The organism is Roseateles oligotrophus, from assembly GCF_014204525.1.
GTDB lineage: Bacteria > Pseudomonadota > Gammaproteobacteria > Burkholderiales > Burkholderiaceae_C > Paucibacter_A > Paucibacter_A oligotrophus_A.
Map to the genome: position 1 here is coordinate 149,791 of NZ_JACHLP010000007.1, position 13,455 is coordinate 163,245.

General features: G+C 64.1%; 11 protein-coding genes. 2 read left to right on the forward strand and 9 right to left on the reverse strand.

The features are described from left to right. Positions 1-46 precede the first annotated feature (46 nt). Positions 47-1,558, forward strand: a complete 1,512-nt coding sequence (locus HNP55_RS17530; RefSeq protein ID WP_184302279.1) for a Do family serine endopeptidase — start codon at positions 47-49, stop codon at positions 1,556-1,558. Here the strand turns inward: HNP55_RS17530 and HNP55_RS17535 are convergent. Further along, a complete protein-coding gene (locus tag HNP55_RS17535; RefSeq protein ID WP_184302282.1) occupies positions 1,550-2,758 on the reverse strand; it encodes an acetylornithine transaminase in 1,209 nt (402 codons plus the stop codon). The two genes, HNP55_RS17530 and HNP55_RS17535, sit on opposite strands and share 9 nt — an antisense overlap. A 124-nt stretch (positions 2,759-2,882) precedes the next feature. Here HNP55_RS17535 and HNP55_RS17540 point away from each other — a divergent pair, with 124 nt between their 5' ends. After that, positions 2,883-3,851, forward strand: a complete 969-nt coding sequence (locus tag HNP55_RS17540; RefSeq protein WP_184302284.1) for a GlxA family transcriptional regulator — start codon at positions 2,883-2,885, stop codon at positions 3,849-3,851. Positions 3,852-3,905: 54 nt separating this feature from the next. On the opposite strand, the gene HNP55_RS17545 is transcribed toward HNP55_RS17540, so the two are convergent. The 8 genes from HNP55_RS17545 to HNP55_RS17580 form a co-directional block, all read right to left on the reverse strand. Beyond that, the gene (locus HNP55_RS17545; RefSeq protein WP_184302288.1) at positions 3,906-7,190 is read right to left on the reverse strand and encodes an amidohydrolase family protein; all 3,285 of its coding nucleotides are present in this window, start codon (positions 7,188-7,190) and stop codon (positions 3,906-3,908) included. A 162-nt stretch (positions 7,191-7,352) separates the two neighbouring features. Next, entirely contained in the window at positions 7,353-7,826 is a 474-nt protein-coding gene (locus HNP55_RS17550) for a phage virion morphogenesis protein (RefSeq protein ID WP_184302290.1), read from the reverse strand. A 102-nt stretch (positions 7,827-7,928) separates the two neighbouring features. Continuing rightward, positions 7,929-9,230, reverse strand: a complete 1,302-nt coding sequence (locus HNP55_RS17555; RefSeq protein ID WP_184302294.1) for a phage minor head protein — start codon at positions 9,228-9,230, stop codon at positions 7,929-7,931. A gap of 19 nt (positions 9,231-9,249) precedes the next feature. Next, the gene (locus HNP55_RS17560; protein ID WP_184302296.1) at positions 9,250-9,927 is read right to left on the reverse strand and encodes a hypothetical protein; all 678 of its coding nucleotides are present in this window, start codon (positions 9,925-9,927) and stop codon (positions 9,250-9,252) included. Then, positions 9,924-11,210 carry a hypothetical protein gene (locus HNP55_RS17565; protein WP_184302298.1) on the reverse strand — a complete coding sequence of 429 codons (1,287 nt, stop codon included), beginning with the start codon at positions 11,208-11,210 and terminating at the stop codon, positions 9,924-9,926. The genes HNP55_RS17560 and HNP55_RS17565 overlap by 4 nt, the downstream gene beginning before the upstream one ends. Beyond that, a complete protein-coding gene (locus HNP55_RS17570; protein ID WP_184302300.1) occupies positions 11,207-12,475 on the reverse strand; it encodes a hypothetical protein in 1,269 nt (422 codons plus the stop codon). Before HNP55_RS17570 ends, HNP55_RS17565 begins: the two co-directional genes overlap by 4 nt. 5 nt (positions 12,476-12,480) lie before the next feature. After that, on the reverse strand, positions 12,481-12,891 hold the full coding sequence (locus HNP55_RS17575) for a hypothetical protein (RefSeq protein WP_184302301.1): 411 nt from the start codon (positions 12,889-12,891) through the stop codon (positions 12,481-12,483). Between the two features lie 17 nt (positions 12,892-12,908). Further along, the gene (locus tag HNP55_RS17580; protein ID WP_184302303.1) at positions 12,909-13,454 is read right to left on the reverse strand and encodes a capsid cement protein; all 546 of its coding nucleotides are present in this window, start codon (positions 13,452-13,454) and stop codon (positions 12,909-12,911) included. Position 13,455: the final 1 nt, after the last annotated feature.

Consider the following 13,455-nt stretch of genomic DNA (forward strand, 5'->3'; position numbering starts at 1 on the left):
GCAAAGTGCCTCCATCGCAAACCTCTTTGCATGAAGGAGCACATCGATGGACTCGAACAACCAGAACGGCAAAAAGACCGAAATCCTGTTGCCGCTGCGCCGCCTGGTGTGGGCGCTGGTGGCGACCGGCGTGTTGGCGGCGGGCGGCACGTCCGCTGCCTTGCAGATGGCGGCCTCCAGCAAGACGGATGGCGCGCCTGCCACCCCGGTGGCCGGCCTGGCGGCGCCGGTGCCGGCCGCTGGCCTGCCCGACTTCGCCCAGATCGCCACCACCCAGGGCGTGGCCGTGGTCAATATCAGCGTCAGCGGCAGCGTCAAGACGGCCGGCCGCGCGGCCGGCCCGCAGCTGGACCCCCATGACCCCATGTTCCAGTTCTTCCGGCGCTTCCAGATCCCCGGCATGAGCGAAGGGCGGGAGACGCCTGTGCGTGGCCAAGGCTCTGGCTTCATCGTCAGCAGCGATGGGGTGATCCTGACCAATGCCCATGTGCTGCGTGGCGCGCAAGAAGTGACGGTCAAACTGAGCGACAAGCGCGAGTTCCAGGCCGAGGTCTTGGGCAGTGATGCCAAGACCGATGTGGCCGTGCTCAAGATCGAGGCCAAGAACCTGCCCGTGGTGACCCTGGGCAGCAGCAGCACGACGCGGGTGGGCGAATGGGTGCTGGCCATAGGCTCGCCCTTTGGCTTTGAGAACAGCGTCAGCGCCGGGGTGATCAGCGCCAAGGGCCGGGCCCTGCCAGATGAGAGTTATGTGCCCTTCATCCAGACCGATGTGGCCGTCAACCCTGGCAACTCGGGCGGCCCGCTGTTCAATAGCCGCGGCGAGGTGGTGGGCATCAATTCGCAGATCTTCAGCCAGACGGGCGGCTACCAGGGCCTGTCCTTCGCCATCCCCATCGAGCTGGCCAACAAGGTCAGGCTGCAGATCGAGAAAACCGGCCAGGCCCAGCATGCCAGGCTGGGCCTCAGCATCCAGGACCTCAACCAGGCGTTTGCCGACTCCTTCAAGCTGGACAAGCCCGAGGGCGCCCTGGTGGCCAGCGTGGAGGAGGGCGGCCCTGCCGCCAAGGCCGGCCTGCGCCCGGGCGATGTGATCCTCAAGTTCAATGGCCAGGCGATTGTGGCCAGCAGCGATCTGCCCGCCTTGGTGGGCCAGTCGCAGGCGGGCGATACGGTGAAGCTGGACGTTTGGCGCCAGGGCCGAAGCGAGACCTTCAGCGCCAAGCTGGGCGATGCTGCGGCCATGAATCCGCGTGTTGCCAGCGAGGATGGGGCCGCCGCAGTTGCACCGCAAGGCCGGCTGGGCCTGGCCTTGCGGCCCTTGCAGCCGCAGGAAATGCAGCAGTCCGGCATCCGCGCCGGCCTGCTGGTCGAACAAGCCAGCGGCCCGGCCGCCAAGGCGGGCCTGCGCCCCGGCGATGTGCTCTTGGCCGTCAACGGCTCGGCCCTGAGCTCGGTGCAAGAGCTGCGCGCGGCGGTGGCTGGCACCGAGAAGTCGCTGGCCTTGCTGGTGCAGCGCGGGGCGGACAGGATTTTTGTGCCGCTGAGCTTAAGCTGAGAGCGCGTCGGCCAAGGTCTCGGTCAGCGCCCGCCCCAGCAATTCAAGGCCCTGATCGATTTCCTCCTCGGTGATGTTCAGGGCCGGCATCAAGCGCAGCAGATTGGGGCGTGGCGCGTTGAGCAGCAGGCCTGTGGGCGCCAGATTGCGGGCGCTGCTGACGATTTGCTCCGCATGATTGCCGGGCAGGACCAAGGCCCTGAGCAGCCCGGCACCGCGTTCGCCGACCAGGCCGTGCTCACGGGCCAGCTTCTGCAGGCCCGCGGCGAGGTAGTGGCCGCGCTGGCGCACGCGGGCCAGAAACTCGTCCCGGCAGACCTCGTTCAAGACGGCCAGGCCCAAGGCCGCCATCAAGGGGTTGCCGCAGAAAGTGCCGCCCTGGTCGCCGGGCTCAAAGCAGTTGTAGCGCTCCTTGCAAAGAAGGGCGGACAAGGGGGCGCCGCCGCCAATACCTTTGGCGAGGGTGAGCAGATCGGGCTCGATGCCATACATCTCGTAGGCAAAAGCATGGCCGCAGCGGCCGACGCCGGTCTGCACCTCGTCGGCGATCAGCAGCAGTTGGCGCTCCGTGCTCAGGGCGCGCAGCTCTCGCACAAAGCCCGGGTCGGCCAGATTAACGCCGGCCTCGCCCTGCACGAACTCGATCATGACGGCGACGCTGCTCGGCTGGATCGCCCGCGCGACGGACTCGATATCGTTCAGCCTAGCCTTGGGAAAGCCCGTGGGCATGGGCGGGTAGATGCGCTCCCAGCCGGGCTTGCCGGAGGCGCTCATCATGGCCAGCGTGCGGCCATGAAAGCCGCCCTCGAAGCCGATGATTTCAAACGCCCCCTGGCGCATTTTCTGGCCCCAGCGCCGCGCCAGCTTGATCGCGGCCTCGTTGGCCTCGGCGCCCGAGCTGGCGAGGAAGACACGGTCCATGCAAGTCAGCTCCACCAGCCGTTGGGCCAGCTCCAGCATGGGCCGGTTGTAGAAAGCCGGGCTCGGGTTCAGCAGCTGTTGTGCCTGCTGCGTCAGGGCTTGCGCCAGCAGGGCGGGGCTGTGTCCGAGGCTGTTGACGGCCCAGCCCTGGATCAGGTCGAGATAGCGCTTGCCGCCTTCGTCGACCAGCCAGGCACCCTGGCCTTGCGCAAACACAAGCTCGGGCCGCTGGGTGATGGTGATGAGATGCTTGCCGTAGTCGTTTGCGTCGTCGTTCATGCGGCCTCCTGCCGGCGATGGATCTGGGAGCCGGCAGTTTGCGCAAGCGCGCGGCTGTCAGCAATGACGCTGTTCCCACTTTTTCTGCCATGACTCGGCGGCCCGTCGGCTGTCAGAATGAGGCATGGCCTGTCGCATTGTTTTTGTCCTGTTCCCCGGTTTCCAGCAGCTGGATCTGGCCGGGCCCATGGCCGTGTTCGAGCTGGCTCGCCTGCAGCAGCCGGGCAGCTACAGCTGGCGGCTGGCGGCCAGCGTGGCGGGCAGCGTTCGCAGCTCGGCGGGCCTCGACTGGCCGGTGCAGGCGCTGCCGCGCAGCGTGGGTGAGGGCGATCTGCTGATGGTGATCGGTGGCGATGGCGTCGACGCGGCCTGCCGGGATCCCCGCCTGTGTCGCTGGCTGCAGCGCGCCAGCCGCAGCGGCGCGCGCCTGGCCAGCATCTGCAGCGGCAGCCTGCTGCTCGCGGCGGCGGGCCTGCTCGAGCAGCGGGCTGCCACCACGCATTGGTCCAGAAGCCGGCAGTTCGCGAGCGAGTTTCCTGCCGTCAAGCTCCAGCCCGAGCGCATTTTTGTGCGAGAAACCGCGGCCGGCGAAGGCAGCGGCAGGCGGCCCGAAATCTGGACCAGCGCGGGCATGACGGCCGGCATCGACCTGTGCCTGGCCCTGGTCGCGCAGGATTGCGGCGAGGGCGTGGCGGGCGCGGCGGCTCGCCAACTGGTGGTGGAGCGGCGGCGCCCGGGCGGGCAGTCCCAGTTCTCGCCCCTGTTGGAGCTGCAGCGGCCCGAGGGGCGTTTTGGCGACTTGCTGGACTATGTGCGCCAGCATCTGGGCCTGGATCACCGGGTCGAGGCGCTGGCCGCGCGGGCCTGCATGAGCCCCAGGCATTTCGCCCGCTGCTTCCGGGCCGAGACGGGGGCCACGCCCGCCCAGGTCATCGAGCGCCTGCGGGTGGATGCCGCACGCGCCGCTTTGGAGGGCGGGCAGCCCTCGGTCCAGCGCATTGCCCAGGACTGCGGCTTTGGCAACGCCGAGCGCATGCGGCGATCTTTTCAGAGGCTGTTGGGCCAGCCGCCGGCGGCCTTCCGCAAGGCTTAGGGATTGGCCGGCTCGGTCCTGTTTCAGACCGGCCGCTTGTCGCGCGGCCCGTCCTCAGTCCTCTCCATGCCCGTGGCCCAGCATGGTTTCGTCGATGGCGACGTCGGCATTGACCCCTTCAAAGAAAAAGGGCTTGCGCGCCTTGTTGCGGGACAGCACCTCGTTCATGGTCGGCAGCTCGTAGAGGCGGCCGTTTTGCATCACATGGCTGATGCGGTCGCTCTGGCGGATATCGGCCAGCACATCGCCGTCGATGATGAGCAGATCGGCCAGCTTGCCCACTTCCAGCGAACCGAGGTCCTTGTCCAGGCCCAGATAACGCGCCGGATTGGCGGTGGCCGTGCGCAGGGCTTCCAGCGGCTTCATGCCGCCCAGGCCAAACATCCACATCTCCCAATGCGCGCCCAGGCCCTCGCGCTGGCCGTGGGCGCCGATATTGGCGGGCACGCCGGCGCGCTGCAAGGCGGTGGCGGTCTTGGCGACGCGCAGCACGTTGAAGTCCTCCTCGGGCGCGGTGAGGCGGCGCACGCTGCGTGATTCCAGCAGCGTGCGGGGCACGAATCTGGACAGGATGGGGTGCTTCCACACCTCCGTGCGGGCATACCAGTAATGCTCGCCGTCCAGGCCGCCGTAGGCCACGTTCAGCGTGGGCGTGTAGCCCACTTGCGTCTGCGTCCAAAGCTGGTTCACATCGTCGTAGACCTCGGCCACGGGCAGGGCGTGCTCGATGCCGGTGTGGCCGTCGATGATCATGCTCATATTCAGCTGGAACATGGAGCCGCCCTCGGGCACCACCATCATGCCCGTCTGGCGCGCGGCCTCCAGCAGCTGCTGGCGTTGCTCGCGGCGCGGCTGCTGATAGCTCTTGACGCTGATGGCACCGGCGGCCTTCTGGCGCTTCAGATGGGTCAGCGCATCATCGAAGTGATTCACCACGGCCGTGACGCCGGCCTTGGCGCCGTAAAGAATGCTGCCGGTGGAGTAGATGCGCGGGCCCACGACCCGGCCGGCGCGCTGCAGCTCGGCCTGGCTGAAGATGTCGCCGTTGCGGTTGCTGGGGTCGTGGATGGTGGTCAGGCCAAAGGCCAGCGAGGCGTAGTTGACCCAACTTTGCTGCGGGATGATTTCGCTCTCGCCCATGCCGCCATGCCAGTGGGCATCGATCAGGCCGGGGATGATGGTCTTGCCGCTGGCGTCCAGGTGCTTGGCATCCGGCGGAATCTGCACCTGGGCCGGCAGGCCGATCGCCGCGATGCGATTGCCGTCCACCAGGATCACGCCGTTCTCTATCACCTCGTCGCCCTTCATCGTGGCGATGCGGGCGCCGGTGATGGCGATCTTGCCAGCGGGCTTGTCGCTGGCCTGGCTGAAGCCGATCTTCTGGCCGACCTGCGCGGGCTTGGCGCCGGCCGCCAGCGGGGCGCTGAACAGTTCGTCGCCGTAGGAGAAATGCACTTGCCGGCTGTCGCCGCTCCAGTGCATGAATTCGCCCGCCACGCCGTCCAGCTTGGTGAGCGGCAGGCCGTCCATCTTGGGGCCCACGCTGATGGGCTTGCCGACCCGGGGCAGGGGCGTCACATAAGCATGGGCGCGCTCGACAAAGCCCAGCCACTGGCCGTCCGGCGAGACGCTGAACTGGCTGACGAACTCGCCCTTGGCGACCTCGGTTTCACTGCGATCCGTCAAGTCGATGCGGACCAGCTTTTGCTGCGAATCCACCTCGCTCGTCATGCTGGAGCGGCTCAGGTAGAGGGCGTCGTTGCGCTCGGCGAATTGTGGCGAGTCGCCGCTCTTGGCGATGCGCTTGGGCGCCGTCTTGCCGTCCGCCGCCACTACGTAGACGCCGCTGTCCAGGCCATGCCAGGGCGTGGTCAGATAGCCGCCTTTTTCCTTTTTGAACACGACGGTCTTGCCATCGGGCGAGAACTGGGGCGAGAGGTATTTGCCGGGCGCCTGGCTCAGCACGGTCTCGCGGCCGCTGGCGAGGTCGAGCTTGCGCACGCTGCCCAGCTTCTCGTCGTTCCAACTGGTGTAGACCAGCTCGCGGCCATCGCGCGAGAAGCTGGGGAAGAACTCAAACGCGTCTTTTTGCTGGGTGATGCGCTTGGGCACGCCATCGGGCAGGTCTTTGAGATAGAGCTGGCCCAGGGCCGAATAGACTACCCGTTTGCCCTCGGGCGAGACATGGACCCAGCGCAGCTGTTTGACGCTGAATTGATCGGGCGCCACCTCTTGCGCAAAGCGCAAGGCCTCGCGCAACTCGCGCGTGTCCTTCATATGGAAGGGGATCTCGCTGGCCTGTTTGGTTTTGTCCGTGGCAAAGGGGTCGACCCGCCACAGCTTGCCCTTGGCCCAGACGACGATGGCCTTGGCGTCGGGCGTCCAGGCAAAGCTGGGGTAGACGCCGTAGACCGACCAGGACTCCTGCAGATCGCGCTCCAGCTCGGCCCAGACCGGGGTCTCGCGGCCCGTCTGCAGGTCTTTCAGGAACAAGCTGCTCTGGTTGCGCACACGGCGCACAAAGGCCAGGGTTTGGCCATCGGGCGAGGGCGTGGGCCGGATCGCGCCGCCGGGGCCTTGGACGAAGGGCTCCACCGAGCCGTCGCTCAGGTCCTGGCGGAAGATCTTGAAGATCTCCTTATTGCTGTCCTTGTTGTACTCGAAGGTCCTGCCCGGCGTCGTGTCTTGCGAGTAGTAGAGGTATTTGCCGTCGGGCGAGAGGGCGGGCTCGCCCAGGTCTTTCTGCCAGTTGGGCTTTTCGTTCAGCTGCACGCCCTTGTTGCCGGCGGCCTGGCCGTCCACGTGGTAGAGCCAGATCTCGCCCGAACCGGCCGAACGGGTGCCGGTGAAATGCTTGCGGGCGGCGATGTATTTGCCGCTCGGATGCCAGACCGGGTTGTTGAGCAAGCGGTAGTCTTCCTTGGTGATGGCGCGCGCCTGGCTGCCGTCGGCATTCATCAGCCAGATATTGTCGCCACCACCGGCATCGCTGACGAAGGCGATCTGCTTGCCATCGGGCGAGAAGCGGGCCTGCTGCTCCCAGGCGATGGAGTGGGTCAGGGCCTTGGCCTCGCCACCGGCGATGGGCAGTAGGTAGAGATCGCCCAGCAGGTCGAAGACGAGTTGCTTGCCGTCGGGGCTGATGTCCACGCTCATCCAGGTGCCGCTGCGGGTGTCGATGGGGATCGTCCTGGCTTCGCCGGGCGGCTTGTTGACGTCCCAGGTCTTGGTGGCCTGGGCCTGGGCTTCTGCCGCCAAGCTGTGTTGCAGAGGGGCGGCGCTGGCCAGCAAGAGCGCCAGGCTGGCCGTCCAAACAGGGGAGGGGAGGAGGTTTTGCATGGGCGCCGAGCTTAGGCGTTGCGGGGCAGTCATGCTGAACGAGAGTGAGATATCCAAAGAAGGAACGGCGCGATATTTCAGGATTTATGAGGATGGTGGCGGATTTATCGCCATGAAATCCTGAAAGACACTTTAGCGCCAGGAAAATGGCGCCAGCTTGATTCAAATGGACGCCGGGACAAGGAAAGTGCCCAGGATATCCAGCACCGCCTGCTCGTCATCCGGCGCCAACGTTCCGGCGTCAGGGTCAGCCATCAACAGGCCACGGCGCGGCATGTGCTCGGTGCTCCACTCGTGATAAACCGCGTAGGCGTCCTTCCCCTTCTTCGATGAAACAGCGCCAAAGCCGACGCGCACGCTGGTCTTGTCAGGCCGACTGTTCAGGCTGCGCAGCATATCGCCATAGCGATCCAGGATGCGGTGGTTGCCGTCCTTTGGGTAGCTTTCCTTGGTGGACTCCGCCCAGGGTGCCCAAGGATGTCCGAGCGGATCAGTTTCGGTCTCAAAGCGGCCGCTGACTCGGCTTTCCAATTCCTGGCCGATGCTGGCCATGGCCGGCGTCAAATCATCCAAACGGCCCAGCAGCTTGGAAAGCACTTCGGCGACGGGTGCGCTATCAACGGTGACAGTCAGCAAGCTGTGCTCCTAGAATATGCGTCGAGCGGTAGTTTCCAATGGGAAGGGTTGGGGGCCTGAGAAGGTCGCCATTATCCGGTTCGAGTCCGGCGCCGCTCACTTCTACTTCATCCGCACATAGCGTGCCGCCAGCAAATCGCTGGCCTGGATGATCCCCGCTGTCGCCACATGATTGGCCGTGATCTTCATGCGCTCAGCGCCCAGGCGGCCTTTCTCCGAATAGTTGACGCGCACTACGACTTTGCCAACCTGGCCAGGCAGCGACATGGCGTAAACCAATGTGTTGTTGACGGTATCCAGATAGACCGCAGCACCAGGCAGATGGTTCGGCAAGTCGGCCAGCACGTTTTCGGGCACGGCCGCACCACGTGCTACCTTGCTGTCACGCAGCGCATGCATCACCTCGGTATCGCGCAGCAGCACGGCAGCGTTGTCCAGCCGCACGCCCTGTGCTGCAAGGGCTTGCTGGGTCTGCGCGTCCACCGTATGCACCAGCAGCATCTGTCCATTTGCTCGTTTGTCAGAACTGACCCGGGCCACCATGGCCTGGCATTCAGCCAACTGTGTGGCAGCCAATTCGGCCTGAACGCTCTGCCACAAGGCCGCGCCCAGCGGCGCATCCAGCGTGGTCAGCTTGTTCTGTACCAGGCGCTGCAAGGCCGCCTCACGAGCTCGGCCCGCGTTGTACCCGAACCCAGGATCGATGCCAGCAGGCACCCGCTGGACCTCGCCGGTGCGACGGTTCAGCCAGTCGCGCCAAATGATATCGGGAGCGTCCTTCTTCATAGGCGCGCCAGTCGGCGTCAGACCGCGCTCATATTCTGCTTTGCTGACCAGCACAATCCTGCAGCGGCACTTCCATCCGTTCGGACACCAGTGCGTCAGCCAGAACACGTGATCCAGCGGCAACGTGATGTTGTGCCAAGCGCGATGTTCCGGCCGAACACGACCATCGTCCTTGGAGATGATGCGTCCATAGGGATGCGTGAACTTGGTCCGCTGGGCCCGCTCCCACTGTCCCGCCGCATAAGCGTTGCGCGTGTTGGTGTCGAAGATCAGCTTCAGGCGCTGGGCATCGAAGCGGGTCTTGAGAATCTCGCCCGTTGCTGGGTCGATGACCTCCTTGGTGCCCCACCAGCCTGCATCTGTCAGCAGCTTCTGGGCATCCCGCTCGAAATCACGGCGGCCCAAATTGCCATCCACGCTCTTGGTGATCATCTCCTGCAGGCTTGACAGCAAATCAGCACGGGTCAGCCGGCTGATCGTGAACTGGCGTGCATGCTCTTCGTGCCAGAGGTCCTGCCAGCCATAGGTGACGGCCAGTTGCCCACGCTTTTGCAGATAGGCAACGGCATCTGCCGGGGTCAGTTTGTGCAGTTGAGCAAAGATTTGTGCGTCTGTCATGGTTGTCGGCATTGGGGGTCTAGACAATGGCCAACAACTTGCCCGCAGCATCAATGCCGACAGATATCGGTGAGCCCATCAGGGCGACCAATGAGCCGTTTGAGCTGAGCGCAACTCGCCCACCGGCAAGCATGGTCAGCGTCACGAGCTCTCCCGATGCGCTGACGCCTATTCGTGACCTGCCCGCCGTGATAGCAGCGGGAGCTGTGACGGTGACCGCCGTCATGCCAAACGCTTCAAGGCTCGGAATACCCCCTGCCCCCGTGATGCCCGCCTGCGCGCCACCGCTTGCGGTCACCTGGGGCGCACCGATCATTTCAGCGCTGGCGATGCCGCCGACATCGTTGAGCGACGCTACGACCACCGCACCCACAGTCAGGGCGACGCTAGCCAGGCCGAGATCAACACCATCGACATAGAGGCGATAGCTGAATGAATATGCGCCGTCTGGCGCACCAGAGAATGTGAAGCTGCCATCCTCCGCAGCGAGCAGCGTGCCCAGCGCCGGCGCGGTCTCAATGACGCCACGGAATTCCTTGGCATCGTCAGCCACGCCGTCCCAGTCGTTGTAGAGATAGCCTGGTCCGTGGGCGCCTGAGCCCGTGCTGGCGCGAATGACGGCACCCAGAACACCCAGGCCACCACTGCCAAAGGTTTGGGCGCCAGGCAGCAACGATGTACCGTAGACCTGCGTCATACAGCAGTGAAGGCCTTGCAGCCCACGTTAGCGCCCGTGCCGTCGGCCAACACACGCAGATAGACAACGCCAGCCGTCAAGGCAGCCGAGGTGACCGGGACAAAGCCTTGCGCATTGGTCGTTTGATTGCTCAGCGATAGGGCCACGCTCATGTCCGCCAGCCGCAAAAACGCAATCTTGGGAATCAAAGTCGAGGCCAACACTGAACCGCTAGGCGTCTTGATCGCATCGCCTTGAATAGTCGCGCTGGTGCCGCCTGATGCAGTGACGGTCGGCACCCCAAATGCCTCAGCGCTGGATATGCCGCCAGATCCTGCTATTGATGCGCCGGTTGCGGCTTTGAATTCCCATGCCCCAACTGTTGGCGTGCTGGCGTGTCGGCTCATTCCCACGACGTCGATGCCACCCGTTTCGGCGTCGGGCACGCCCGCGTTGACGAGCGAGGCACTTGGCTTGACTCGCAAGTCAAGACTAGCCAGCGTGGCATTCGTGAACTGGTTAGCCGCGACTAAGCCACCAAGGTTTCCGACTCCCGAGGGTGCAGCCAGATTGGTGACCGTGTAGGTGAACGACGTTGAGCCCGACTGCAAAGGGCTGGTGAGATTGCCCGCGCCAAACACGGCGCAGTTTTTCACAGCCGCGGCCGTGTAGCGCGCATAGAACAAATCGACAGCCGCCTGCAAGACTCCACAGAATGCCGTGACGTTGTCAGCCCTTGCATTGGCGCCGCTGAGAACCACCCCGATTTTCGAATAGTCGGCGTCCCGGATGACCAGCACACTATTGGTGAGGCGATTTACCCAAATGGCGCCCTCACCATCGGCCTGGGCAGTCATCGCGCAGTCGAGCACGCAGCGATCAATCTGAGCGCCAACAACCCCGTCCATTCGCAAGGTTATCGACGGGCTGGCGGCTTGCGCCTTGATCTGCAGCCGCTGTACGAGCTGAACACTGCGGAAGTCAAGCGCTGTACCCCAGCCGCCAGCCGTAGTCCGAATTGCCGCGCCGTTCGCTGGGTTGTACGCCAATGGGTTGCTGAGCTTGTTGGCGTTGTCGGCCATGCCCTGGCCAGCTTTGGCCCGAACTGTGATCTTGCGCGTTGCGTCTACCGTCTTGCCTGCAATCGCCTGGGGCGTGGAGAGAACCAGTTCGGCAGCATTGCCAATCTCAAGAATCCACTCTTGATCAGCTGCGACAAGGTCGGCGGGCATCGCTGCGGCTGCAGCGTTGAAGTCCGCATAGTCGCCGCCGGAACCGACTGTTTTGATGATCGTCGTGGTCATAGCTTCACCGCAATCCAGTTGGAATTGGCTCTGGGCAGCATCAAGATGCAGCCCGTAGCCGGGTTGAAATACATGCGGTTGATCTGGGTGACCGGTGCCGCTGGGCGAGAGCCGGCAATCGGGATGCGAACCTGGGCAAACTGATAGGGGTTGCCTGCGCTGCCGTTGCCGCCGAGGGGGGCGCCGCTCACATTCACCTCGTAGAGGGCATCCATATCGAAGTTGCCACCCCAGCGCACAATGCTGCCGCGCCCAGAGTGGTAGTTGGCGATCAACGTCTCCATGAGCGGTACCGAGCCGTCCACATAGCTCATCGGGTCACCGGTGAAGACCAGATATTCCACCGCCCACGTATCCAGATTGAAACGCCAGCCCTTGTTTGGCGCCGCCACATCGTGCATCAGGCCATAGGCATACCGGCCGCCCTTGAAGAAGTTCATAGAGCTGCGCGTAGGCACATTGGCGATCTTGTTGCCGTCCAACTGCCGAGTCACGGGGTTGAAGGCAATGAAGCCGCCGCGCCAGTTGTAGCCGGCGTCGCCAGGCACCAGGGTGACGTAGTGCCTGTCGGTCACATCGTCATACAAAGCCATGGTCCCTTGCCCCAGCACACCGTTCTTGTAGTTGGGGTTGATTGCGTTCAGCTGAGCGCCCAGGTCGACGCCGCCGATATGACTCCACCTGGCAGCCCGAACATCGGCCTCTTTGTACTGGTTGTAGAAATAGGTGATGCGCCCCTGTCGAATGGCCATGCCCCCGTATTGATGGGTCACCATGGGGGTGTCTATCAACTGGTTGTAGGGCGTGTCCCTCGGGTCGGTCAGCGTTGAGCTGTAGTACTCCGGCGTGGCGCCGCTGGGATATTGCAGCGTGCCGTGCCGGTCGGTCGTGGTGGCCACATAGATGGGCGGCCACTTCGCGGGGTCGCAGGGCGGAATGGCCAGCGTATGTGCGAGGGTGGTGAGATCAACCTTGACTACGGCATTGTTCAAGCCATCGGTATGCCCGCCGCCATGGCAGTAAACCGCCATCTCATTGGGATCGAAGCATGGCTCGCCAAAGGCATCGACCAGCGCAGCTACTGGGTCTGAACCAGGATAGTTGCCATAGGGCATCAAGGCCGCGGCCAAGGTCTTGAAGTTTGTGCCCGGGACGCTATACCACTGGCGCAAGGGAACGGCGTCATGCCACTGGGGTCGCTCGCGGCCCCCATAGATCACCCCGCCAGCGGCAGCGGTATACGCATCTGCGCGTGGTGTCGCCATGATTTCTACAGTTTGAAAATCTTGTTGGCACCGGTGTTCCAGGCCAAATTGACCTGCGTATTGCCGGGCGAAGTGGGCAGACCCAAGGCGGTGTCGATGTAGGCAATCAGCGCACTTGTCGCCGCGTTGCCGGTGTCTTTGAACAAAACCACCGCTTCGATGGTGGGGGCGCTGACCAGTCCTGTGAACGCAACATCAGCCGCGCCCATGACGCCCGCCACGTTGGTCTTGCCGGTGAGGGCGACCGCCGAGCCGATACGGGCTGGTGACGGGATGCTGGAGAGGAATTGGTCCGTAGCAGCATTGACCGTGTAGGCACTCGCATCGATCAGCATCACTGAAATCGTGTCGCTCAACCAATTGATGCCTGCGTTGCCAAACGCTTCACGGGCTTTGTCATAAAGAAAATTTGCCATTGCTAAAACTCCTTCGGTTAACCAGCGACAACAGACGCAATGCGACCGTTGCTGTCGAGATTGATGGTTTGCGTTCCGCCAGTACTTGCTGTGACCTGAATTTTTCCGGGGGGATAGGTCACGGTGTAAGTCACGCCATCGGTGGCATAGCTGGTGACTCGGTTGCTGGCGTCATAAGTTGCGCTGGACAGGCCTGCCGAGCCATTCCCACCTCCTGACGCCGCAGACGCCGGTATGTCCAGAAACCGAATTTCGGCAAGCTTCCCGGCCGTGGCTGCCTCCATCACCCGCCCACAGCAGTCGCCCGCTGCACCCTTCACAGCACGGCCACTACCATCTGCCGCCGGCTTCACCAGATCGCCCACAGCCAGGGCTTCGGCCGTCTCCACGGGCGCCGAGTAGTACGTCACGACAGTGAACGCCTCGCCAGCGCCGGCTGCTTGTTCGCTGATCCCAATCGCCGCCGCAGCGCTCGCCGTGTGAGCGCTCGTGACGTCGACAAAGCGGCAGGCCGATATGGGGGTGCGGGCAATACGGGTGATGGAATGCGTCGAAAGCGGCATG

Bases quoted from the DNA above. Each gene is read 5' to 3' on its own strand.
- HNP55_RS17530 (WP_184302279.1), top strand. From the start codon at position 47: ATGGACTCGAACAACCAGAACGGCAAAAAGACCGAAATCCTGTTGCCG.
- HNP55_RS17535 (WP_184302282.1), bottom strand. From the start codon at position 2,758: ATGAACGACGACGCAAACGACTACGGCAAGCATCTCATCACCATCACC.
- HNP55_RS17540 (WP_184302284.1), top strand. From the start codon at position 2,883: ATGGCCTGTCGCATTGTTTTTGTCCTGTTCCCCGGTTTCCAGCAGCTG.
- HNP55_RS17545 (WP_184302288.1), bottom strand. From the start codon at position 7,190: ATGCAAAACCTCCTCCCCTCCCCTGTTTGGACGGCCAGCCTGGCGCTC.
- HNP55_RS17555 (WP_184302294.1), bottom strand. From the start codon at position 9,230: ATGACAGACGCACAAATCTTTGCTCAACTGCACAAACTGACCCCGGCA.
- HNP55_RS17560 (WP_184302296.1), bottom strand. From the start codon at position 9,927: ATGACGCAGGTCTACGGTACATCGTTGCTGCCTGGCGCCCAAACCTTT.
- HNP55_RS17565 (WP_184302298.1), bottom strand. From the start codon at position 11,210: ATGACCACGACGATCATCAAAACAGTCGGTTCCGGCGGCGACTATGCG.
- HNP55_RS17570 (WP_184302300.1), bottom strand. From the start codon at position 12,475: ATGGCGACACCACGCGCAGATGCGTATACCGCTGCCGCTGGCGGGGTG.
- HNP55_RS17575 (WP_184302301.1), bottom strand. From the start codon at position 12,891: ATGGCAAATTTTCTTTATGACAAAGCCCGTGAAGCGTTTGGCAACGCA.
- HNP55_RS17580 (WP_184302303.1), bottom strand. From the start codon at position 13,454: ATGCCGCTTTCGACGCATTCCATCACCCGTATTGCCCGCACCCCCATA.